The organism is Gilliamella sp. B2889 (genome assembly GCF_026536885.1).
GTDB classification, from domain to species: domain Bacteria; phylum Pseudomonadota; class Gammaproteobacteria; order Enterobacterales; family Orbaceae; genus Gilliamella; species Gilliamella apicola_E.
This window is the reverse complement of record NZ_JAFNNF010000001.1, coordinates 14,018-37,805: the sequence shown is the minus strand read 5'-3', so window position 1 is coordinate 37,805 and position 23,788 is coordinate 14,018. Positions and strand designations below refer to the sequence as shown.

The following is a 23,788-nucleotide window of genomic DNA, read 5'->3' as shown; positions in this document are numbered from 1 at the left end:
TCCTTATAGACTCTAACATTGAACTTTTTTTACAACGGTGTTTGTTTTTGATTTGTGGTAACCATAAAAGCAGAGATTATTTTTTAGAACTTTTTTACAAATAGATTTCAATAAGAAAGATTCATTCCGTCCAAATGGGCAAAAGAAAGATAAAAGCCATAACTGTTTACTTTCATCTCTCTTATTACATTGAACAAAATTCACATAACTTTTCGTTTTGTTTAGATATTCCCGTTCCTCATCTTTATTTAAATATGCCCAATTGAGATAACCGAGTGGTCGATTATTTTTAATGAGTAAAATAAAATTCCTAGACTGAATAGTAGGCAGTAAAGTTTCTAATGCTGAACTTATGGCAACATTTCTATAATTGGAATTCCTGTTCCATAACCAAACCATGGCGCCTAATACTTCGGCTTCATTCCATGAAGTATCATGATAAATGCTGGGTGCAATGACTCTAATGGAGTCCTGATTAAGACAATTCATTCCGTTATACCTTTAGTATTTTTAATTAAAAATAATATTGAAAATAAAACTTATCTTTCTTAAAACTTAGGAATATAAAAACAGCTTTGCTTAATCTTTAAACAGGTAATGAAATAGACAAATAATTAACAAATTGATTAAATTAGGGAGATATAGACCATGTATAGTCATATAGCTTGAATAAATTAATCAAAAAGAACTTTATAATGTATAGAATTGGAACAAAAAACAGCGCTAAATAATGTATAACTTACATCATCCTTAACTAATTTCGTCACTTTATGTGATTGGACTTATCGGACAGATAAAAAATGAGAGGTCTGTGAAAAACCTCTCATAAATTTAAACATAAATATTAATAATTTACTAGCTATTTTTTTCTTGCGCGGATTGAATTGCAGTTAATGCAATTGTATAAACAATATCATCAACTAACGCACCACGAGACAAATCATTAACAGGCTTACGCATACCTTGTAACATAGGTCCAATTGAAACAAGATCAGCTGAACGTTGTACAGCTTTGTAAGTTGTATTACCAGTATTTAAATCAGGGAATATAAACACCGTCGCTTTACCTGCAACTTTAGAATTTGGCGCTTTTGATTTCGCAACATCAGGCATAACCGCAGCATCATATTGTAAAGGGCCATCAATCATTAAATCTGGACGTTTTTCTTGAGCAATACGTGTTGCTTCTTTCACTTTTTCAACATCAGCACCTTGACCAGAACTACCGGTTGAGTAAGAGATCATCGCCACTCGAGGTTCAATACCAAAAGCAATAGCAGTATCAGCAGATTGAATAGCAATTTCAGCAAGTTCTTGCGCATTTGGATCTGGATTAATAGCGCAATCCCCATAGATATAAACTTGATCAGGCATTAACATAAAGAACACCGATGAAACAAGCGAACTACCTGGAGCAGTTTTGATTAATTGTAGCGGAGGGCGAATAGTATTGGCCGTAGTATGAACAGCACCAGAGACTAAACCATCAACCTCATTTGCTTCAAGCATCATTGTACCAAGCACAACATTATCAGCTAATTGCTCACGCGCAATAACTTCAGTCATACCTTTGTTTTTACGTAATTCAACTAAACGAGGTACATATTTATCACGAATGCGTTCTGGGTCAACAATTTCAACACCTGCACCTAAAGTAACACCTTGCGACGCTGCCACTTTACGGACTTCATCAGGATTACCAATTAACACACACTTAGCAATATGACGCTCTGCGCAAATTGCAGCTGCTTTAATTGTTCTCGGCTCATCCCCTTCAGGTAACACCACCACTTTTTTCGCATTACGTGCAAGCTCTGTTAATTGATAACGGAATGCTGGAGGAGATAATCGACGAGCAGAACTAACCACTTCATTCAATGATTTAATCCAACTTGGATCAATGTGATCGGCAACAAAATTCTGAGTATTATCCATACGTTCTTTATCATCGACCGGGATTTCTAAATTGAATTGTTGTAAATTGATTGAAGTTTGGAATGTATTGGTTTTAACAGTAAATACAGGTAATCCTGTATCAAAAGCAGGTTGGCACAATTTATAGATTTTTTCATCAATATCATAGCCACCAGTCAATAATACACCACCAATAGCAACACCATTCATTGCAGCTAAACAGATTGTTACTAAAACATCAGCACGATCAGCTGAAGTTACTAATAACGCGTTCGGTTGAAGGTGATTAATGATATTTGGAACGCTACGAGAACAGAAAGAAACATGTTTAATTCGACGATTTTTAATACCGCCTTCATTAATGATTTTAGCTTGCAAATGATTAGCAATGTCATATGTACGACAAGAACTTAAATCGATGTTCCAAGGAATACAGCCAAGTACAGGTAATGGGCAATGCTCGCTTAAATCATTAATTGTAATTTTCTTACCATCAAATTTAGGTGTATGATAAATTTCAACAACATCTGGACGAGCGAGATTTTGTTCTTCTACTGGTGCATTGACTTTGTTAACAATCACACCAATAATCTTATCATTTTTGATGCCACCAAAATTAGAACGAGCAATCTCAATGCGTTCTTTCAACTGCTCTGGATCATCTTTCCCCATATTAACCACAAAAATAATCTCAGCGCCTAAAGTCTTCGCGATGTTATTATTTAGTTCATTAGCAAATGGATAATCAATAGTTGGTACAATACCTTCAACTAAAACAACATCAGCACCTTTAGTATTTTCTGCATATAGTGCAACGATTTCTTCCATCAAAACATCTTGTTGATTCAAACCTAATAAGTTTTCAACATAACTCATTTTTAAAGGTTTCAAAGTTGGAATCGATGTATTATTACTAACTAAAGTCGTTGTATTATCAGGCGCATCACCACCTGCTCTTGGTTGGGCAACTGGTTTAAATACATTTAAGTTAATACCTTGACGTTCCATTGCTCGAATAACACCAAGACTTACACCCGTTAATCCAACATTGGTACCAGTTGGAATCAGCATAATGGTACGAGACATAATAAGTTTCCTCTTAATTCTTTATTAAATCCAAAAACAAACCGCCTTAACGGCGGTTTTAAAGTGCTTAAGCTGTTAAGCGTGCTGCATCTTGTGCGATGACAAGTTCTTCATTGGTAGGAATAACCATTGCAATAGCAGAACCATCTTTAGTGATCACACCACCGTTACCAAAACGTGCAGCTAAATTGCGTTCTTTATCAATCTCAAAACCAAGTATACTTAATTTTTCTAAAGTTTTACGACGAATACATTCAGCATTTTCACCAATACCACCAGTAAACACGATTGCATCTAAACGGCCGTCTAACAACATCGCATAACCACCAATGTATTTGACTAAACGGTGAACAAATACTTCTAAAGCATTTTTAGCATTTTCGTCTTTATCTGCATTATCTGTTACATAACGGCAATCGCTACTTACACCAGTTAAACCTAATAATCCTGATTTTTTATTTAATAAATTATTAATATCAGCAACTGACATATTTAAATTGTCATGTAAAAAGAACATGATAGCAGGATCGATATCACCACTTCGTGTCCCCATAACTAAACCTTCAAGTGGTGTTAAGCCCATAGAAGTTTCAATACTTTTACCGTTTTTCACAGCAGTGATTGAAGCACCATTACCTAAGTGGCATGTAATCACATTCGTTTGATCAACAGGTTTATTTAATAATTTTGCAGCTTCTCGGCTGACATAATAATGACTAGTACCATGAGCACCATAACGGCGAACACCGTACTTAGTATATAATTCATTAGGAATTGCATATAAATATGCTTCTTTAGGCATTGTAGTATGGAAAGCTGTATCAAATACTGCAACATTTTTATTTTTTAAATGAGGAAATGCAATAAAAGCTTCGCGAATACCAATTAAATGTGCTGGATTATGTAAAGGCGCAAAAGCAGAAGCTTCTTCAATACCTTTTAAAACGGAATCATCAATCACAACTGATTGGGTATACTTCTCACCACCATGAACAATACGGTGCCCAATTGATTTTATGCTGTCTAATAATTCTGGTTTTTGTGGAAAAATGTTATTAACAATGAATTTAATCGCTTCGCTATGTGCTGCACCAGCTCCTAAAGAAGCTTCTTGCTTTTCACCATCTAATTTCCATTTGATACGAGCATCAGGAAGGTGAAAACATTCAGCTAAACCAGATAAAAACTCATCACCATTTTCAGGGTTAATAATAGCAAATTTTAAAGATGAACTTCCACAATTCAGAACGAGAGCGTTATTACTTGATGACATAGTAATTCCTATAAATTGAATAAAAGATTTTTACCAATCAATATTGGCAACTCTACACATTAATCAATGTGTTATATAAGGCGACTTCTGATATCTTGAAATTTGAGATAAAATAAAGAGAGCCCCCAATTTGAATGGCACTATTTTAAGACAATAAAATGTGAATGTCGAGGAATCCAAACCAGATGAACTTAGTTAAAATTTTTAAGGCAGGTCAAATATATATGGATATTTGCCCAAAAGATAAAGCCCTATCCTATTCATTTCCTGAATTAAAAATTATTAACTACATCAAAGTTGCAAAAAAAATTTTACCGCCGATCATCATAGGCTTAATTCTTTGGCAATATTATTTACCCGCGCAATTAGCGGTAACAGCAATCACAATTCTATTTGCCTTAAGTTTACCTATTCAAGGGATCTTGTGGTTAGGATATCGTTCTCAATCGCCATTACCGCTCAACTTAATTGACAGTTATAACCGAATCAAGTTGCAATTAATTGAAAAAAAGATATTAAGTCCGAATAAAAATCCAAATGAAAAATTAACTTTTGAATCGTTAATGAAACTAATAAACTTATCTAAAATTCATTTAGGGAATTATTTTGGGCAAAATGACGATAACCAACCATAAAGATATATCCATGCAAAAATTTTTGGAAAAATTGAAAAATCAAATAAACGAGCTTGAACAGCAGTTGAACTTATCCGAACAACAAAGCTATCAAGAGCATTATTTTGATGAGCATCTGTTTAACACCAGTAAAATTGAAACCGACAATCAATTCTATTTAGATAAAGTAAAGCAAACCTATCTAGCACTTTGTGATGCAGTACTTTCAGAAAAACGCACACAAATCGAATTTTTATCAGAAAGACTTATAAACCAAATTACCGCCCTAACACGTGAGCTTGCCACAGTACATTTACGTAAACAAACTACTGGCCATATTATTACAGAAACATTAGCTGAAAAACATTCAAGACATTTAGATTATTTACGACGATTACAAGAGATGAAATATGAGCTCGAACTCTCTATAGAGTCAATAGAACACACCAAAATCGCTGCCCTTGATAATCGAATATACCGCTGCGAACAAGCTATTAAAAGGATTGAATTAGACATGGAAAATAGTTTTATTGAATAATAGTTTCATAGATAATCATAAATTTCTGAATATTTGATGATCAACGATTACCTAGCTTAAAATAATGTCTTAACAAAACACGCCTAAATATAGCGTATATGTAAATTCACATTTCAATACTATAGTAAGATCCTAGCACTAAAAAGGATACTAGCTAGTCAAAATAAAGGCCCTTATATCAAAAATGCATATGAATATAATTAATAATTAGTATCATCTTTTCAGTTCAATCTATAATATAGTCATCAACATTAATTAATTACTTGCCACCACTTTTGAATCTAAGAATAAACTAATAAGGACTTTTCCATGAGTAAGATATTTGATGATAACTCACAAACCATCGGCCATACTCCCCTAGTTCGATTAAAACATTTTGGGAATGGTAATATATTAGCTAAAGTCGAATCTCGTAATCCAAGTTTCAGCGTCAAATGCCGAATTGCATCAAATATGATTTGGGATGCCGAAAAACGTGGTTTACTTAACCCTGACGTCGAACTTATAGAGCCAACTAGTGGTAATACTGGTATCGCATTAGCTGCTGTTGCCGCTGCTCGTGGTTATAAATTAACCTTAACCATGCCAGAAAGCATGAGTATTGAACGCCGCAAACTTCTAAAAGCGTTAGGTGCAAACCTTGTATTAACTGAAGCTGCCAAGGGAATGAAAGGTGCGATTGAAAAAGCGGAAGAAATCGTTGCTAGTAATCCCAAACACAATATTATGCTCCAACAATTTAGCAATCCCGCCAATCCAGAAATTCATGAAAAAACCACAGGACCAGAAATTTGGCATGATACAGATGGAAAAATCGACATTTTCGTTGCAGGAGTGGGAACTGGTGGAACCTTTACTGGTGTAACAAAATACATCAAAAAAATTCAAGGAAAAAACATTACGGCTGTCGCAGTTGAGCCAACTACCTCACCTGTAATTACGCAAGCACTTGCTGGCGAACCAATCAAACCTGGCCCACACAAAATACAAGGTATCGGAGCTGGATTTATTCCTGGTAACTTAGATTTGAGTTTGATTGATTTGGTCGAAAAAGTATCTAACGAAGAAGCAATCGAAACCGCTCGCATTATAATGGAAAAAGAAGGTATCTTAGCAGGAATTTCATCCGGTGCTGCAGTATTTGCAGCTGATCGTTTGGCTCGATTACCAGAAAATGCGAATAAAACCATCGTGGTAATATTACCCTCTTCAGGTGAACGTTACCTTAGTACTGATTTATTTAGTGGTATTTTCACTGAGAAAGAACTTGGTTAATTATCCTATAAACGCAAAACACCGCCATTTGGCGGTGTTGGATTAAAAATCGGATAATTCAAATTAAAATAAATCAAATTAATTATCTTGAACAATACCAAAATGTCGATAAGCATGTGGTGTTGCAATCCGTCCTCTTGGTGTTCTTTGGATATAACCTTGCTGAATTAAAAACGGCTCTAACACATCTTCAATCGTTTCACGTTCCTCACCAATTGCTGCAGCAATATTATCTAATCCTACTGGACCACCCATAAATTTTTCGATGATGGCAAGAAGTAACTTACGATCCATATAGTCAAAGCCTTCATTATCCACATCTAACATATCTAAAGCTTGAGTCGCAATACGCTCATCAATAACACCTTTGGATTTAACATCCGCATAATCTCTCACACGTCGCAATAAACGATTAGCAATACGAGGCGTTCCGCGTGAGCGTTTAGCTATTAAAAAGGCACCCTCTTTGGAAAGATCTAAACCTAAAAACTTAGCACTACGACTAACGATATACTCCAAATCCTCAACACGGTAAAACTCAAGGCGTTGCACAATCCCAAAACGATCGCGTAATGGCGATGTTAACGAACCCGCTCGAGTAGTGGCGCCAATAAGTGTAAAGGGCGGAAGATCGATTTTAATTGAACGTGCGGCTGGACCTTCACCAATCATAATATCGAGCTGATAATCTTCCATAGCAGGATATAATATTTCTTCAACGACAGGAGATAATCGATGGATTTCATCAATAAACAGCACATCATTAGGCTCGAGATTGGTTAACATTGCAGCCAGATCACCTGCTTTTTCCAACACTGGGCCAGAGGTAGTGCGCAAATTAACATTCATTTCATTAGCAACAATATTAGCTAAAGTCGTTTTACCAAGACCTGGAGGACCAAAAATTAAAACATGATCAAGCGCATCACTACGTTGCTTGGCTGCCTGAATAAAGATTTTCATCTGCTCTCGCACTTGAGGTTGACCAATATACTCATCCAAATATTTAGGACGAATAGCCCGATCTAACGACTCTTCTTCTTTTTGAGCCTGTGGCGCAATTAAACGATCCGCTTCAATCATCATCGTTCCCTATTTTCTTTATAATGCTGACTTTAATGCTTCACGTATTAGCATTTCACAATCCATGTCTGGCTTAATGACTTTACTAATAATACGACTTGCTTCTTGTGGTTTATAACCCAAAGCGATAAGTGCCGAAACGGCTTCACCTTCAATCTGACTTGAGGATTTTTTAAGACTTCCAGTCTCAACAGTTACGTTTACATTAGCTAACTCGTCACCAAACCGTTTAACTCGATCCTTCATTTCGACAATCAATCGTTCAGCCGTTTTTGTGCCCACACCAGGTAATTTAACTAACGTCTTGATTTCACCTTGCTCAACTGCACTAATAAATTGCCCTGCTGACATTCCTGATAAAATTGCTAACGCTAATTTGGGACCAACACCATTCACTTTAATCAACTCACGAAACAATTCACGCTCTTGTTCATGATTAAAGCCATACAGCACTTGAGCATCTTCACGAACGGCAAAATGAGTTAACACAATCACTTCTTTACCATTATCAGGTAATTCATAAAAACAGGTCATTGGCATAAAAACTTCATAGCCAACACCACCAACTTCAATTAACACTTTGGGTGGTTGCTTTTCAATAATGATTCCACGTAAACGACCTATCACAATATATCCTTAATAAATAATGTCAATTAAACAACGTTGATCAATCAGTATTAAACGAAAACTCTCGTTCAACATCAGCCTAATTACTATGATCAAAATTGAATGTGAATTAAAAAAACAATTGTGAGTTAGTTTACCTGATAGGAGAAAATTAATAAAGACAAACTGTATAAATAAACAGTCAGTAGACAAAAATATTGCCGACAAAAGTCAGCAATATCAGAAAAATAGAGTTAAAGATTCAAATTAGAATGGCATTTTAAAACCAGGTGGTAATTGCATTCCACCAGTAACTTGAGCCATACGCTCTTTTTGAGCTTCTTCCAAACGGCGAGTAGCATCATTATAGGCTGCAGCGATAAGATCTTCTAACATCTCCTTATCATCTTCGGTTAATAAAGACGGATCGATATCAACGCGTTTACAACTATGTGCACCATTTACAGTAACTTTAACGATACCCGCGCCAGACTCTCCAGTAACCTCTAATTTAGCAATCTCTTCCTGAGCTTGCTGCATTTTTGCTTGCATTTGTTGGGCTTGTTTCATCAAATTGCCCAAACCACCTTTTCCACCTGGAAACATAATTATTCCTCATTAAAAACATTTAGTCTGTAATTATACAGGACGAATACTCGATTCATCAATCTTGGCATCAAAATATTGACAAATCGTCTCAACTTTAGGATCTTGATGTATCGTTTGTTTAGCTTGTTCAAGCTTCTGCTGATATAAATCTTCTCGTAATTCTAATGGCGTTTTTATATCCTTACTATCATCAATCACAACCTCTAAATTAAGTGTTTTTTGACGATAAGCTGACATCGCAGTTCGTAGCTTAATACAATTTGCCGACGACTTAGTTAAATGCTCAACAGCCGAACGCGTATGCAAAATTACACTATTATCATCGACTATTTCAGGATACGAATTAACCGCAATCTGTTTAATTAGCGGTGCAATCTCCAATTTTTCAATTTCCGCACTCCAAGCATCTTTTTCGACCATCTCTTCAATCAATTTTTTTGTCATCTCTGGAGTTTTATCAACCTTAAGTGACTCCCTAACTGACTTCGCATCAATCACCGGCTCATTCTTAGACTCAAACAGTCCAGTCGATTGCCATTGATAATTTTCTGCTGTAATTTCCTCTTCGTCGTCCTCTACAACCTCATCCACCACTGCACTATTAACTTCAGTCTTAGTAGCCTGTTTAACACGGCTCGAGTTAACTAAATCGCTTGATGGTTGATTGGCACCAACCGGTTCAGACTTTTTTGAACTTTGTTCCTCCATTAACTGCATTCGCATCTCTAAAATATTTTTAGTGATAGACGAAGCATCATCTGGAAGCGATATAGAATGGGCTGGCATCGAATTATTAGCTTGATGCACAGGAGAAACATTATTATCAGCTAATGATGATTGTGAATGTGCCGTTGATTGAACTGATGACTTAGCTGCATCCTTCTTTACTGGAATCGGTGGCATAGAAGCTGATGTTGCTGATTCAACTTTTGGCGGATTAGACTTTGGGACAGGTGGATGTCCTACAGCTGAAGGATTAGTGGTTGAAACCGGTTGAGAAATCGAATCAACATCTTTTGGCATAAAGGCTAACGCGCGTAAAAAGCTCATCTCCACGCCCATTTTCTTGTCAGGTACAAGCGTGAGTTCTTTTCGACCCATCAATAAAATTTGATAAAACAATTGTACATCATTTGGTGAAATGTATTGAGCTAAAAAACGCAATTGCTCCTCACTATCGGCATAATCACCTAAGGCTGTAGGTACTACTTGTAATAAAGCAATTTGATGTAACAAAGAAATGCTTTCAGCTAATAAATTATCCCAATCAGCTCCTTGCATTGCCGCCAATTCAATTTGTTGCATTAACGCATTACCATCGCCTTGGTAAAGTGCATTAACTAACGCAAAAGGAATAGCCTTATCTAATGTTCCAAGCATTGATGCAACTGATACGGCATCGACTTTACCATTACCTAGCGCAATAGCCTGATCGGTTAAACTTAACGCATCTCGCATACTTCCATTGGCTGCTTTGGCTAATAAATGAATAGCTTTTGGCTCACTTTCAATATGCTCTAATTGTAAAATGTGATTTAACTGATCACCAATTAAAGATGTATCAAGCACATTCAAATGTAAATGCAAACAGCGAGACAAAATAGTAATAGGTAATTTTTGAGGATCGGTTGTCGCTAACAAAAATTTAACATGTTCAGGTGGTTCTTCCAAAGTTTTTAATAATGCATTAAAACTGTTGCGAGACAACATATGCACTTCATCGATCAAGTAAACTTTAAAACGCCCTTTAGTTGGCAAATATTGGATATTATCTAGAATTTCACGCGTATCTTCGACTTTAGTTCGTGATGCAGCATCAATTTCTAACAAATCAACAAAACGACCTTGCTCAATCTCACGACAATTATCACAAACACCACAAGGTGTTGCAGTGATACCACTTTCACAATTCAAGCCTTTAGCTAACAAACGAGCAATCGACGTCTTTCCTACACCTCGTGTACCAGAAAACAGATAAGCATGATGCACCCGACCAAGAGAGAGGGCATTAGATAAAATTTTCAACACATGTTGTTGCCCTACTACCTCAGAAAACGACTTTGGTCGCCACTTACGTGCTAAAACTTGATAACTCATAATCACCATTACTTATTACGATTAAATTTTGCTAATCATATCATAAAGAGCCAAATTAGTCTTTAAGATGCCACTTTTCGAATTAATAATAGACCTTAATTAATTTATAAACAAATTAGATTATAAAAACGCAATTTTGAGTAAAACATATAATAATTTGTGTTATATCACAGGATTTTTTTGCTCAAAAACCCCGTTCCTCAACTTTTTTTCAATGAATAAATTGATTTAAATTTTAACTCTCAGCGTTATATATTTTTAATTACAAAGTCATTAATCTCATCCAAAAACAGATTGCCGTATTTCTCCAATTTAATTTTACCAACACCTGACACATTAATAAGTTGTGTCTTACTTTCAGGCATCGTTTGCACCATTTCAAGTAAGGTTGCATCACTAAATACAATATAAGGAGCGATATCTTCCATATCGGCAATCTCTTTACGTAATCGTCTAAGATTATTAAATAAAATTCGCTCTTCATAAGATAGAATAGTCGTTAAATTAATTGATCGAGCATAACGATTTAAACGACTCTTCTTAACAATTTCTAATCGTGGTTTTGCTAACTTTAATTGCACCTCACCTTTCAATATTGCCCGTGCGTTTTCAGTCAATTGCAAAGTATTAAAATTGGAAATATTTTGCCGCAAATAACCTAAAAAAATTAACTGCCTTATTACACTAAGCCAATAATCAGCGTTATGCTCTTTACCAATTCCATAAACTGAAAGCTTATCATGTCGATTATCTTTAATTTGTGAACGCCCCGAACCACGTAAAATATCCACTATGTATTGGGCACCATAGCGCTGCTCAACCCGATAAACACAAGACAAAACTTTTTGCGCATCAATCAACGCATCATATTGCTTAGGTGGATAAAGGCAAATATCACAGTTATTGCAAGGCTCAGTTCTATGTTCACCAAAATAATTTAACAACACAATACGGCGACACGTCATACATTGCGCAAATGACTCCATCGCCTGAATCTTATGAAGCTCCACTTGCTTCTGATCGTTATCATACTTTTCAATGACTTGCTGCTTATACCAACTTAAATCATTACTTTTAAACAATAGCATCGCTTCTGCAGGAACACCATCGCGCCCAGCACGACCTGTTTCTTGATAATAAGCCTCAATTGAACGCGGACAATCTGCATGAACAACAAACCGAACATTAGGCTTATTAATCCCCATGCCAAAAGCGACTGTTGCCACAATAATTTGTGTATTATCCTTTAAAAAACTCTCCTGAGCGCTTTGCCGTTCGCTTGTAGACAATCCAGCATGATAAGCGATAGCCGAAAACCCTCTTGCCACAAGCCTTGTTGTCATGTCCTCAACTTTAGAACGGCTAGAACAATAAATAATCCCGCTATTCCCTTTTTGCGTTTCAATAAACGACACAACTTGTTCAGTAAGATTAAACTTTTCTACCACGGTATAGCGAATATTCGGCCTATCAAAACTACGAACCACAAACAACGGATCAACTAAATTGAGCTGATTAAGAATATCCCTCTGTGTCATCTCATCGGCAGTGGCTGTAAGCGCGATAATTGGTACATCAGGAAAACGTTTTGATAACTGGTTTAATTGGCGATAATCAGGTCTAAAGTCATGTCCCCATTGTGAAATACAATGCGCCTCATCGATCGCAATTAAAGAAGGAGGATGCTGATCCAGTAACGCGCCAAAAGATGATACTGTCAAGCGCTCAGGGGAAATATACAACAATTTAATTGAATGGTTTAGATACTGGTTGATAACATTTTGTTGTTCGATGCCTGATTGAGTTGCATTTAAAAATGCGGCAGGAATACCATTCACCAACAATTGATCGACCTGATCTTTCATTAACGAAATAAGTGGCGAAATGACTATAGCTGTGCCTGGTAATACGACCGCTGGAATTTGATAACAAAGCGACTTACCGCCACCGGTAGGGATAACGGCCAAAACATCACGCCCGTCAATCACTGATTCAATAATATCTTTTTGTTGATTCCTAAACGACTTATAGCCAAAAATATTATGCAGAACATCTTCAATCTGATCTTTAAACGACATAACAACCTGAACCAGTAACTTAACGACGCTGTGAAGTATAGCTAATTTGGCGCCAACAAACCACCAAGAGCATCCATTTACCAATAAACAATATAAAAAATAGAATCCATATCGAATTGTGATATGAATTAGTGAAAATAAAAAGTACAAAAATGTGACAAATATCTGAATTTTTAATATTGGTTTTGCCTATTTTATCACCAATCTAGTTCAAAAGATTAAAAAAACAGCTATTTTTAATTATTTTACTTGAAACAAAACTATTTGCCCGCTAATATTTGCGTGTTTTCTAAATATACGCCCGTAGCTCAGTTGGTTAGAGCATCACCTTGACATGGTGGGGGTCAGTGGTTCGAGTCCACCCGGGCGTACCATCCTAAAGCCTTATACAAAAAGGCTTCAAAAGAATTAATTTTTTCCTCAATTTTATTAAAGGGGTAAAATCGGGGTAAAACTGGGGTAAAAGCCATACCATTTTTAGCAAATTTTTGCTATCCACTTTTTCATAATTTCACATCATAGCTTCACACTTTAGAAGATTAATTTATAATGAACAAAATACAAAATGACTTTAGGCGCCTTGATTTTTAGTAAAACAATGAATAGCCCAACTTTAGTTCAGGCTCATTTTTATTTTAATTAAATATGCTTCCTAATTTATTTCATTGTTTTTGGCAACTACTATTATCCACATGAATGACTAAAGGCTCTCCATTATCAAAAGAATATATATTTTGCTATAAGTGGTAACCAATTGCTTTTTTTGTAAATAAATTGTTGCTAATCAATTGAATCGAATATATATTTATCACTAAGCAATATTGTAAATCATGTTAGTGAAAAGTTAATTAATGAAAACATTTGTAATAAATCTGGACAGAGCAGTTGATAAACGAAATAGAATTTCGAATTTATGTGAGAAATTGAAAATGGATTTTGAGATTTTCACAGCTATTGACGGGAGTAAACTAGATGAAAGTTTTATACGTAGCAACGTTTACGATTATCAAAATTGTTTTTTGACGAACGGAGAAATTGGGTGTGCGCTCAGTCATATTGGCGTGTACCGAGAGATTATACGCCGGGGTTTACCATACGCGCTAATTATAGAGGACGATGCTATCCTCGATAATAGAACTTTAGATTTTATGAGGGATTTTGAAAAAAAAACAAAAAACGGGATTTTTTTGCTAACTGGCGATTTCGAATACGCAAAAAATAAAAAAATTAAACTTGGCAATTTTAAGGTTTTCCCCGTTGCCAAAGCTGTTCGAACTACTGGTTATATTATCACGCTAAAAACAGCAAAAAAAATGGTTGATTTTTTGTTGCCAATCAGATATGAAGCGGATATGTTTGAAATTTTCAGAACGTGCGGAAATGTAAAAATATACGCCACTCTGCCGCATCTAATTGAAACCAACGATCGCGATAAACGTAGCTCCTCGATAGAGTCGGAGCGCAAATTGGTTGTTGCTGATCGAGAAAATTACCGACAAAAATTATACAGCCTAGAAAAGCGACCTAAAATCAATTTTGTTTTTTCAATACTGCAAAAACTATCAAAAAAACCTAAATATAGGAATTATTTAGATTACTGACTGATTATCAGGCAATGTAGGGAAATCAATATCAATACTATTAACGTCACCACGCGTAAATAGCATTCAGTATTTTTCATAATTCTAATGATTAACCTCATCGCTCTCAAATGTCTCAAGTTTGATTATATCCTTTAAAGTTGAAATTTTAATTATTAATATTAATCAGTTAATGTTTTTTCAAATTATTTTTGTTAATAATTTGCTCAGCTGTTAAAACTAATTCTGAGATCATAATGTATGAATACAAGCTTTAATAATGAGGCAATTTATTTAGTTTCGTTTTTGTGTTGATGTATAGATTGATTTAATTATTAGCATGATTTACTGTATTTTTAGCTGCAATATTAAAATATACCGTAAATATACCATAAAAAAGTTTGCGTTTTCAGAAGTATAAAAGCGTAATAATAAGTTTAAGGAAATTTGACCCCAGCAGGAATCGAACCTGCAACTAGCCCTTAGGAGGGGCTCGTTATATCCATTTAACTATGAGGTCATCTCGGGCGGTTATTCTAATAAATTTATCATGATATTACTATTTAAATAATGAAAAATTTTCTATTTTGAGCAAACATGATACAATCAGAATATTCATCAATTATAATTTATAACATTATGAAAAAAAGAATAATAGGTATGATGTTCTCGGTTTTAGCACTGACAAGTTGTGCCACTTATCAAGCTGAAACCAACAGTTATAGTGATCCATTATCGGGTTTTAACAAAACCATGTTTGATGTTAACTATTATGCCCTTGATCCATATATTTTACGCCCTGCTGCTGTGGTTTGGAAAGATTATGTACCAACACCTGTGCGTAAAGGGGTTGTTAATTTTTCGTCTAACCTTTCTGAACCAGCTTCAGTGGTCAATAGCGCACTACAAGGCGAAGGCCGTGAATCTGGTAAACATTTAGCTCGGTTCTTTATCAATACCTTTTTTGGTGTTGCGGGTATATTTGATGTTGCTGGAATGGCAGATCCTCAATTACAAAAAGGTTCTAAACGTAGCTTTGGTCAAACATTAGGTCACTATGATGTACCTTATGGTCCTTATGTTGTATTACCTTTCTATGGTTCTGCGACACTTCGTCAGGAAGGTGGTGACATCGTTGACACCTTATACCCACCACTTGTTTGGTTAGATTGGGAATGGGCGTTAGTTCGTGGTGTTGTTGATGGCGTTGAAGCTCGTGCCGTGGCTATTGAGTATGAAGATCTGCTCAAAAATAGTGATGACCCTTATAACTTTATGCGTAATGCTTACTTCCAACGTAATGACTTTAATGCTTCAGGCGGTAAAGTTGATGAGAAAAAAGAGCAACAACGTCAAGAAAGTATCAACGGTATTATTGGCGATATCGACGCCCAATAGAATTTTCCCTACATTAATAAAAAACGCCGGCTTGTTCGGCGTTTTTTATTTTTCCTGCATTTCTGGTAAGTGTTGCCAAAATCGTCTTGGCATATTTTGTCGTTGTAATTTTGGATTAATTCTTTCTTTTATCGTTAGTGCATTACAATAACGGTACCACATGGTCTGAAAAAGTTTTTCATCATCAGTTAAATAATCTTGGTTAATTTTGTTATTGACAATCAGATCATCGTTTAGCGATATTTTCTCCAATTTTTCTAAATCATAAAAATAGCCATACTGGCGTTTTTCATCATAAATTGCCCATTTTTGGTCGGCATAACGATCTTTAAAGAATCGTGTGGTTAATGGTAAGGCATTATAAATGGGACCAATAACCGCAAAATAGATCTTTTCATCACTAGTTGGATTTTTGATAGCATTAAATCGAACAAATTGTTGGATATGGTGTTTTTCTTTATTCACTTTTTTAGCGATATCATGAATGGCTAATACATCTGGATCGCCAAAATCAGTTTCAATTGAATAGTTAGATTTAAATACTTTGCAAATATAACGAAAAATGATTAAATCACTTTCAGGCAGCTCTGATAACCAAGTAAATAAGATCTGATTTAGTGCAATCTTGGATAACTTTTTTTGTAGCGCCGAATATACCCTTTCATACTTGCTATTACGAAATTCAACATGGTGAGAATCAGATACCAAAAGCGGTACAACATCATCATCCGACAACAAGCATTCCGGCATTTTTTTAAGTTTAAACGCATCAAAAACCGCGCATAACAATCCTTCGAAAGATTTGTCATAATAAAAAGCTAGCATAACTTACCATCCCATCACAAGCTGCTGAGGAATAGGATCTTTTTTAGCTTCAAGTAATGGCGGATCTTGCAGGTTCAGTCGAATATATTCAGCAGATGACTCGAGCAATTTATAGGTACTCATTTCATGACAAACAATAAAAAATTGCGCACGTTTAAGCACAACGCCTATGCGTTTTAACGCTCCAATATTAAGTTTTCGATGTCGCCTTGCCATCACTATTAATTTAGCTGATTTAACACCAATGCCAGGAACTCGCAAAATTTTTCGATAACTATCACGATTGATATCTACCGGAAAAAACTGCGGATTACGAATTGCCCAAGATAACTTTGGATCGACAGTTAAATCAAGATCAGGATGTTCATCATTAACAATCTCATCAACGCTAAAATCATAAAAACGAAGTAACCAATCAGCTTGGTACAAACGATTTTCGCGAACTCGTGGAACTTCTTGCAACACCGGCAATCGCTTGTCATAACTATTGACCGGAATAAACCCCGAATAGTAAACCCGCTTCATGCTTGGGCGTTTATAAAGTTTGGCGGTGAGTTGTAATATTTGATTATCGGTTTCATCTGTCGCCCCAATAATAACCTGTGTGCTCTGTCCTGCTGGTACGAATTTTGGAGTTGACTTAATTTTTTTGCGATCTTCAATATTTTCCATCAAATTTTGTTGGATATGACGCATTGGTTGATAGATCGTTTGATGATCTTTATCCGGTGCAAGTAATTTTAAATTACGTTCAGTAGGAATCTCTAGATTGACACTCATTCTATCTACTAATAAACCGGCTTCTTTGATAAGCTCATTACTAGCGCCAGGAATAGCTTTCATATGGATATAACCATTAAAATTGTATTCTTGACGTAGAATTTTGACTACCCGAATCATTTTTTCCATTGTGTGATCAGCACTACGCATAATGCCAGAGCTTAAAAAAAGTCCTTCGATATAATTGCGACGGTAAAATTCAATGGTTAAATCGGCTAACTCTTTTGGAGTAAATCCAGCTCGTGGGATATCATTACTTTGGCGATTAATACAGTAAGCACAATCAAACATGCAGTAATTGGTTAGCATAATCTTTAATAACGAGACACATCGACCATCGGCGGTAAAAGAATGACAGATACCACAACGAGAGGCACTACCAATTCCTTTATTTTTATTATTGCGTGAGGTACCGCTTGATGCGCACGAAATATCATATTTTGCTGATTCTGCCAATATCTCTAGCTTTGATATCATTTTGTCTTGAATCATAATTACCACCAATGGCTGTATATATTTACAGTATTATAGCTATTTTACTTGCATCTGCAAGTAAATTATCAGATCAAAAATAGGAAATATTTGCTCAATAAAACTGCATATAAACTCTACTTTATTAAGAGACTATAAATAAAATGTAAAAAGCGGGAGTATTATTGATTACTTATTCCACTAACCCTATCTTATTTAAAAATTGTGAAATAAAATCAATCATAGGGTATTGTTCAGCTTACAAGTGTACGCTATAATCACACCAATTTTTCATACGAAGCTGGTTAACTTAGGAGTAAAGCATTAGATGAAACGTGTAGTAATCACAGGATTAGGTATTCTTTCAAGTATTGGGAATAATACCAAAGAAGTTTTAGAATCATTGAAAGTGGGCCGAAGTGGTATTACTTTCTCTCAAGAAATGAAAGATAGCGGAATGCGCAGTCATGTATGTGGTAATGTAAAATTAGATACAACTGGGCTTATTGATCGCAAAGTTGTCCGTTTTATGAACGATGCATCTATTTATGGTTATCTGGCTCTACAGCAAGCAATCGAAGATGCAAAATTAACCCCAGAACAAGTATCTAATCCTCGTACAGGTCTAATCGCTGGTTATGGTGGCTCAACCAAAACTCAATATAATGTCGTTGCCGGCATGAAAGAAAAAGGTTTAAGAGGTGTTGGTCCTTACGCAGTAACTAAATCAATGTCATCTGCAATATCTGCATGTTTAGCCACACCATTTAAAATTAAAGGTGTTAGCTACTCAATGACATCTGCTTGTGCAACATCAGTTCACTGTATTGGTCATGCAGCAGAACTTATCCAACTTGGCAAACAAGACATTGTATTTGCTGGTGGTGGAGAAGAACTTTGCTGGGAAATGTCATGTGAATTTGACGCAATGGGCGCATTATCAACCAAATACAACGACACCCCAGAAAAAGCATCACGCGCTTATGATAAAAACCGTGACGGTTTCGTTATCGCTGGCGGTGCTGGAATGGTAGTTGTTGAAGAACTTGAACACGCCCTTGCACGTGGTGCACATATCTATGGTGAACTAGTTGGTTACGGTGCAACATCTGATGGTTATGACATGGTTGCACCATCTGGTGAAGGTGCTATGCGTTGTATGCAACTTGCTATTCAAGATCTTGACGCACCGGTTGATTATATCAACACTCACGGAACGTCAACACCAGTTGGTGACGTTAAAGAATTATGGGCAATCAAGCAAGTATTTGGAGATAACATTCCAGCTATCTCTTCGACTAAATCAATGACTGGCCACTCATTGAGTGCAACCGGTGCTCAAGAATTAATCTATTCATTACTTATGCTTGAACATGGCTTTATCACACCAAGTATCAACATCGACGAACTCGCTGATGAAGCAGTTGGAATGAACATTATTACCGAGCCAACTGAACGTGAATTAACAACAGTAATGTCAAATAGCTTTGGTTTTGGTGGCACTAACGCTTCAATTGTCATGAAAAAATATAAAGCTTAAGTCTGATAGTTAATGTTTAATAAAAAACCGCACTCATTAGTGCGGTTTTTTTATAGCTTAATCAATCAAGTAGATCAATTATAATACTTTACTTAAAAACAGCTGTGTTCTTTCATTTTGAGGATGATTAAAAATTTGCTCAGGTGAACCTTGTTCTTGAATGATGCCCTGATCGATAAAAATAACACGAGTTGACATCTCTCTAGCAAAACCCATCTCATGCGTGACAACCACCATGGTCATCCCCTCTTGAGCAAGTGCCTTCATCACGGCTAAAACTTCACCGACTAACTCAGGATCTAACGCCGAAGTAGGTTCATCAAAAAGCATAACTTTCGGGTCCATCATCAATGATCTAGCAATCGCGACACGTTGTTGTTGACCACCGGATAATTGATTTGGATAAGCATCAATCTTATCAATCAAACCAACCTTAACTAATAAACCTTCAGCCTTATTAATTGCATCATTTTTTGGCATCTTCTTGACATCCATTGGTGCCAAAATTAAATTTTCCAATACCGTCATATGTGGAAAAAGATTAAAACGCTGAAAAACCATGCCAACTGATTCACGGAGTTGATTGATATTGGTTTTAGCATCTGGCAATTTAAACCCATTAACTTCAATCTCGCCTGAAGTAATATCTTCTAATCCATTAATGCAACGTAAAAAGGTGCTTTTACCTGAGCCCGAAGGGCCAATAATAGAAATCACCTCTTTTTCCTGAATATCACAAGAAATACCTCGTAGCACATGAATATCGCCAAATTGTTTTTGTAGATTTTTAATGTGAATCACTTTTGCCTAACCTTTTTTCTAAATATTTTACTAATAATGAAAGCAAGAATGTCATTACCCAATACACAATAGAAATCACAATATAAGGTTCAGTATAAGAACCATATGCAGCTCCAGATGTTCTTGCAGCAAAAGCTAAATCTGCCAGACCGATCGCTGCACCGAGTGATGAATCTTTCAAAATAGCTATTGCATTATTACCCAAAGGTGGAAGCATACGTTTAAAAGCCTGTGGTAAAATTACTTTACGCATGGTACTACCATAGCTCATTCCAAGTGACCTTGCAGCTTCCATTTGTCCTTTATCGATTGATTCAATCCCTGCTCTAAAGATTTCGGAAATATAGGCACCTGCATTTAGCGTAATTGCCGTAACACAGGAAATAAACGCCCCATACTCAGTACGCCAATAACGAGCGGTGGACATTGAAATAAGATTATCGGAAACCAATAATCCATCCCGAGGGTTTAGAAAATATGGCATTAATACATAATGCACTACCATGATTTGAACAAATAGTGGTGTACCACGAAAAGCACTAACATAAATTTTAACAGGCCATTGTACACCATAGTGAAGCACCCATTTCCAAAAACCAAATTTAGCTGATGCGGTTCGCCCAATACCTAACGTCAATCCCCATAATGTCCCTAAAATGACACAAATAATAGTACATTGAACGGTTAATTTTGCCCCCTCGATAAAGAGGGGCGTATATTCTTCAATAATTTGCCAATTAAATGCCATGACTATTCCACTTTACTCTTTAGAATCTAATGGTAAAGATGGAACATTATTATCGAACCATTTTTTATAAATTGAAGCATAAGTACCGTCTGCAACAATTTTTTTCAGGCCTTCATTGATGCTATTGCGTAATTCAGTATTACCTTTAGCAACGGCAATACCAAAATATTGCGATTCAAAACTATTATCATAAACTAAATTGAAATCTTTACCGGGATGCATTTTAATATAAAACTTAACCACACCAACATCAGCAACAGCTGCACTTATGCCTTCTTCATAAAGCTCTTGTAGCAATAATGGCGTATTATCAAAACGTTTGATTGCAGTGCTATTCTTACCGAGTACTTTAGAAACAACCACATCAGCCGTACTACCATTAACCACTCCAACAGTATGATTGCTTAAATCAGCAATTGACTTAATTTCAGTTGTTTTTTGAGAAACAATAACTTGCTCAGCCGGAAAATACGGTAATGAAAAATCAACAGAGTTTTTACGCTTTTCAGTTATAGTAATACCTGAAATGATAATATCGCGCTCACCATTATCTAAAGTAGCAAAAATGCCTTCCCATGGCGTATTAATTAATTTGATTTTAAAATTTTGAGCTTCAGCAATCGCTTTAATAAGATCAATATCAAAGCCTTCTAACTGCTTATCACTATTTTCATACTCAAAAGGACGATATGTTCCCCCTGCTCCAACCACATAAGTCTGCTCACTGGCAAAACTAAATGAAGATGTGAATAATAAAAGAGAAGACAAAATTACAGAAAAAAAAGAATTACGCATACAGATTCCTATCTATAAATAAATATTCGAAACATAATAACTTTTAAGCAAAATATTTCAACAGAATATTTAACTTGATTGGTGATTAATTAATGCTTTTATAGAGGCTAAAAACCCCGCTCCTCAACTTTTTTACGTTTAAAAAATGCACGGTTAAAAATTAAATTACTTTTAGAATAAACAATTCATCAAAGAAAAATACTCAAACCAAGTTTGAGTATTTTCCCAATATTTCTCATCATGTTGATTAACTAAATATTCATCTTTTTAATGAAAAAGGTCAATACCGCTGAGCTTATTAACGCGATCACCATAAATAAGAATGCGTGGTTGTAGCCTCCGTTGGCGTTGTCGATAAGGAAGCCGATGATGAATGGTGATAATACGCCTGCAACTTGTCCACCAAAGTTGACGATACTTGAGGCTTTGCCCATGATTACCGGCGGAATCATATGCATTAGCATTCCCCAAAAAATAGCAAATGCGATAAACATAAAGAGTGCTGATACGCATTGGAAGACTATAGCAGCCTCAAGATTATCGACTTGGAACATTAAGAAAAGAAATATCCCAGAGATAAAAGCGGTTAAACCATATACATATTTTAATTTTTGTTCGAACTTATCAGCAAAATAACCACCGACTAAAGTCCCTAATGCACCAAATAAGAATGGGATTGCAGCTAAGATACCGGTTTTGGAGAGCGATAATCCTCTTGCCTCAAGCAAATAACTTGGTAACCAAGTGGTGAATCCCCAGAATGTGATATCAAATAAGAACCAAATTAGCGATAACTTCCAGAGTATTGGCATTTTCAATACATCTATTAACGAAAACGAATTCTCTTCGACTGCTACGTTATCGTTGTTTATTTCTAATTCTTGCAGTTCATCAGCACCAATCAGACTATTTTCAGATGGATTATTGCGAATAAACTTATAGATAAAAAAGCCTAATATAAAACCAGGAATACTTAAGATGATAAATACATCTCGCCAACCTAACCATTCAATAATGGCAACTGCCACAATTACAGATATTGCTGGTCCTAATGTATTGACGGAAGATTGAATTGCCGTTGCTCGTCCTCGTTCTTTGGCAGGAAAATAAGTAGCGATAGTTTTCCAAGACGAAGCTGGGAAACAACCTTCACCGGCACCAAACATGAAGCGAGTCAGTAACATTAATGGCAATACATAAATTAGACCGGTAAAAAGCGTAAACATCGACCACCAAATAATGGCAAAAGCCATCACTTTACGCGGACCAAATTTATCTGATAAATAACCACCGGGAATTTGGAACAGTGCATAACCAATAAAAAATGCACTAATAATTGAACCTTGTACAGTTTTATCGATACCAAGATCATGGCCAATAAACGGCAATGATACATTCATTACCATACGATCAAGAAACGAAAGTAACCAACCTGACCATAATAGTAATAAAATGGTATAACGCCCTTTCCATTTTTTTTGATTATACCCAGAGGTAGGAATTTTAGTATTCAATTTATTCATAAAATTTCCTTAAATAATATCATCCCAATTAACTTAAAGTTAACATTTTTGCTACTATTTTAAATTTACTCTATTTTTAGAGTAATTTGTTGACAATGTGACCAACAAATTACTTCGTTCTAAATTAAAAGCTCAAAAATCCAATGGGTATAAT

20 protein-coding genes and 2 tRNA genes are annotated in these 23,788 nt (G+C 35.7%); 7 read left to right on the top strand and 15 right to left on the bottom strand.

Translation table 11 applies throughout. The features are described 5' to 3' along the window. Window positions 1–12: 12 nt before the first annotated feature. The 3 genes from J3U09_RS00170 to J3U09_RS00160 form a co-directional block, all read right to left on the bottom strand. The gene (locus tag J3U09_RS00170) at window positions 13–489 is read right to left on the bottom strand and encodes a toxin-activating lysine-acyltransferase (protein WP_065563051.1); all 477 of its coding nucleotides are present in this window, start codon (window positions 487–489) and stop codon (window positions 13–15) included. A gap of 366 nt (window positions 490–855) precedes the next feature. After that, complete coding sequence (gene pta, locus J3U09_RS00165; protein WP_065563050.1) at window positions 856–3,000, bottom strand: phosphate acetyltransferase; 2,145 nt, start codon at window positions 2,998–3,000, stop codon at window positions 856–858. Between the two features lie 67 nt (window positions 3,001–3,067). Continuing rightward, on the bottom strand, window positions 3,068–4,273 hold the full coding sequence (locus tag J3U09_RS00160) for an acetate kinase (RefSeq protein WP_065563049.1): 1,206 nt from the start codon (window positions 4,271–4,273) through the stop codon (window positions 3,068–3,070). 185 nt (window positions 4,274–4,458) lie between these two features. On the opposite strand from J3U09_RS00160, the gene yfbV reads away from it, so the two are divergent. The 3 genes from yfbV (at window position 4,459) to cysK (ending at window position 6,700) form a co-directional block, all read left to right on the top strand. Further along, window positions 4,459–4,908, top strand: a complete 450-nt coding sequence (gene yfbV, locus J3U09_RS00155) for a terminus macrodomain insulation protein YfbV (RefSeq protein WP_065734032.1) — start codon at window positions 4,459–4,461, stop codon at window positions 4,906–4,908. A gap of 10 nt (window positions 4,909–4,918) precedes the next feature. Further along, on the top strand, window positions 4,919–5,425 hold the full coding sequence (gene priC, locus J3U09_RS00150) for a primosomal replication protein PriC (protein WP_267356596.1): 507 nt from the start codon (window positions 4,919–4,921) through the stop codon (window positions 5,423–5,425). Between the two features lie 309 nt (window positions 5,426–5,734). Continuing rightward, window positions 5,735–6,700, top strand: coding sequence for a cysteine synthase A (cysK, locus tag J3U09_RS00145; protein WP_267356595.1), 966 nt, complete (start codon window positions 5,735–5,737; stop codon window positions 6,698–6,700). Between the two features lie 78 nt (window positions 6,701–6,778). Here the strand turns inward: cysK and ruvB are convergent, their stop codons facing one another. The 5 genes from ruvB to recQ all read right to left on the bottom strand — a co-directional run bounded on the left by ruvB (window position 6,779) and on the right by recQ (window position 13,173). Continuing rightward, window positions 6,779–7,783 carry a Holliday junction branch migration DNA helicase RuvB gene (ruvB, locus tag J3U09_RS00140; RefSeq protein WP_267338696.1) on the bottom strand — a complete coding sequence of 335 codons (1,005 nt, stop codon included), beginning with the start codon at window positions 7,781–7,783 and terminating at the stop codon, window positions 6,779–6,781. An 18-nt stretch (window positions 7,784–7,801) separates the two neighbouring features. Beyond that, on the bottom strand, window positions 7,802–8,410 hold the full coding sequence (ruvA, locus tag J3U09_RS00135) for a Holliday junction branch migration protein RuvA (RefSeq protein WP_220225976.1): 609 nt from the start codon (window positions 8,408–8,410) through the stop codon (window positions 7,802–7,804). Window positions 8,411–8,656: 246 nt separating this feature from the next. Then, a complete protein-coding gene (locus J3U09_RS00130; RefSeq protein WP_065563043.1) occupies window positions 8,657–8,995 on the bottom strand; it encodes a YbaB/EbfC family nucleoid-associated protein in 339 nt (112 codons plus the stop codon). Window positions 8,996–9,028: 33 nt separating this feature from the next. After that, window positions 9,029–11,095 carry a DNA polymerase III subunit gamma/tau gene (gene dnaX, locus J3U09_RS00125; RefSeq protein WP_267356593.1) on the bottom strand — a complete coding sequence of 689 codons (2,067 nt, stop codon included), beginning with the start codon at window positions 11,093–11,095 and terminating at the stop codon, window positions 9,029–9,031. Between the two features lie 248 nt (window positions 11,096–11,343). Then, window positions 11,344–13,173, bottom strand: coding sequence for a DNA helicase RecQ (gene recQ / locus J3U09_RS00120; RefSeq protein ID WP_267356591.1), 1,830 nt, complete (start codon window positions 13,171–13,173; stop codon window positions 11,344–11,346). A 297-nt stretch (window positions 13,174–13,470) separates the two neighbouring features. On the opposite strand from recQ, the gene J3U09_RS00115 reads away from it, so the two are divergent. Beyond that, window positions 13,471–13,547, top strand: a tRNA-Val gene (locus J3U09_RS00115). Between the two features lie 477 nt (window positions 13,548–14,024). After that, complete coding sequence (locus J3U09_RS00110; protein ID WP_267356589.1) at window positions 14,025–14,774, top strand: glycosyltransferase family 25 protein; 750 nt, start codon at window positions 14,025–14,027, stop codon at window positions 14,772–14,774. A gap of 427 nt (window positions 14,775–15,201) precedes the next feature. Here the strand turns inward: J3U09_RS00110 and J3U09_RS00105 are convergent. Continuing rightward, window positions 15,202–15,273: transfer RNA gene (locus J3U09_RS00105), tRNA-Arg, on the bottom strand. A gap of 119 nt (window positions 15,274–15,392) precedes the next feature. Here J3U09_RS00105 and J3U09_RS00100 point away from each other — a divergent pair. Then, window positions 15,393–16,151: an MlaA family lipoprotein gene (locus J3U09_RS00100; protein WP_416380017.1), complete on the top strand. Its 759-nt coding sequence runs from the start codon at window positions 15,393–15,395 to the stop codon at window positions 16,149–16,151. 45 nt (window positions 16,152–16,196) lie between these two features. Here J3U09_RS00100 and J3U09_RS00095 read toward each other — a convergent pair whose 3' ends face one another. Together J3U09_RS00095 and J3U09_RS00090 are read right to left on the bottom strand one after the other, a co-directional pair. Next, window positions 16,197–16,976 (bottom strand): TIGR03915 family putative DNA repair protein, encoded by a 780-nt coding sequence (locus J3U09_RS00095; protein ID WP_267342791.1) that lies wholly within the window; start codon window positions 16,974–16,976, stop codon window positions 16,197–16,199. Window positions 16,977–16,979: 3 nt separating this feature from the next. Then, a complete protein-coding gene (locus J3U09_RS00090; RefSeq protein ID WP_416380021.1) occupies window positions 16,980–18,245 on the bottom strand; it encodes a putative DNA modification/repair radical SAM protein in 1,266 nt (421 codons plus the stop codon). 310 nt (window positions 18,246–18,555) lie between these two features. On the opposite strand from J3U09_RS00090, the gene fabB reads away from it, so the two are divergent. Further along, entirely contained in the window at window positions 18,556–19,767 is a 1,212-nt protein-coding gene (fabB, locus tag J3U09_RS00085) for a beta-ketoacyl-ACP synthase I (protein WP_065733982.1), read from the top strand. Window positions 19,768–19,845: 78 nt separating this feature from the next. On the opposite strand, the gene J3U09_RS00080 is transcribed toward fabB, so the two are convergent. From J3U09_RS00080 to J3U09_RS00065, 4 genes are all read right to left on the bottom strand, one after another. Next, complete coding sequence (locus J3U09_RS00080; RefSeq protein WP_065562981.1) at window positions 19,846–20,568, bottom strand: amino acid ABC transporter ATP-binding protein; 723 nt, start codon at window positions 20,566–20,568, stop codon at window positions 19,846–19,848. Next, window positions 20,555–21,316 (bottom strand): amino acid ABC transporter permease, encoded by a 762-nt coding sequence (locus J3U09_RS00075; RefSeq protein ID WP_065562980.1) that lies wholly within the window; start codon window positions 21,314–21,316, stop codon window positions 20,555–20,557. Before J3U09_RS00075 ends, J3U09_RS00080 begins: the two co-directional genes overlap by 14 nt. Window positions 21,317–21,328: 12 nt before the next feature. Further along, entirely contained in the window at window positions 21,329–22,111 is a 783-nt protein-coding gene (locus J3U09_RS00070) for a basic amino acid ABC transporter substrate-binding protein (protein WP_065733980.1), read from the bottom strand. A gap of 251 nt (window positions 22,112–22,362) precedes the next feature. Next, on the bottom strand, window positions 22,363–23,634 hold the full coding sequence (locus tag J3U09_RS00065) for an MFS transporter (RefSeq protein WP_267356583.1): 1,272 nt from the start codon (window positions 23,632–23,634) through the stop codon (window positions 22,363–22,365). Window positions 23,635–23,788: the final 154 nt, after the last annotated feature.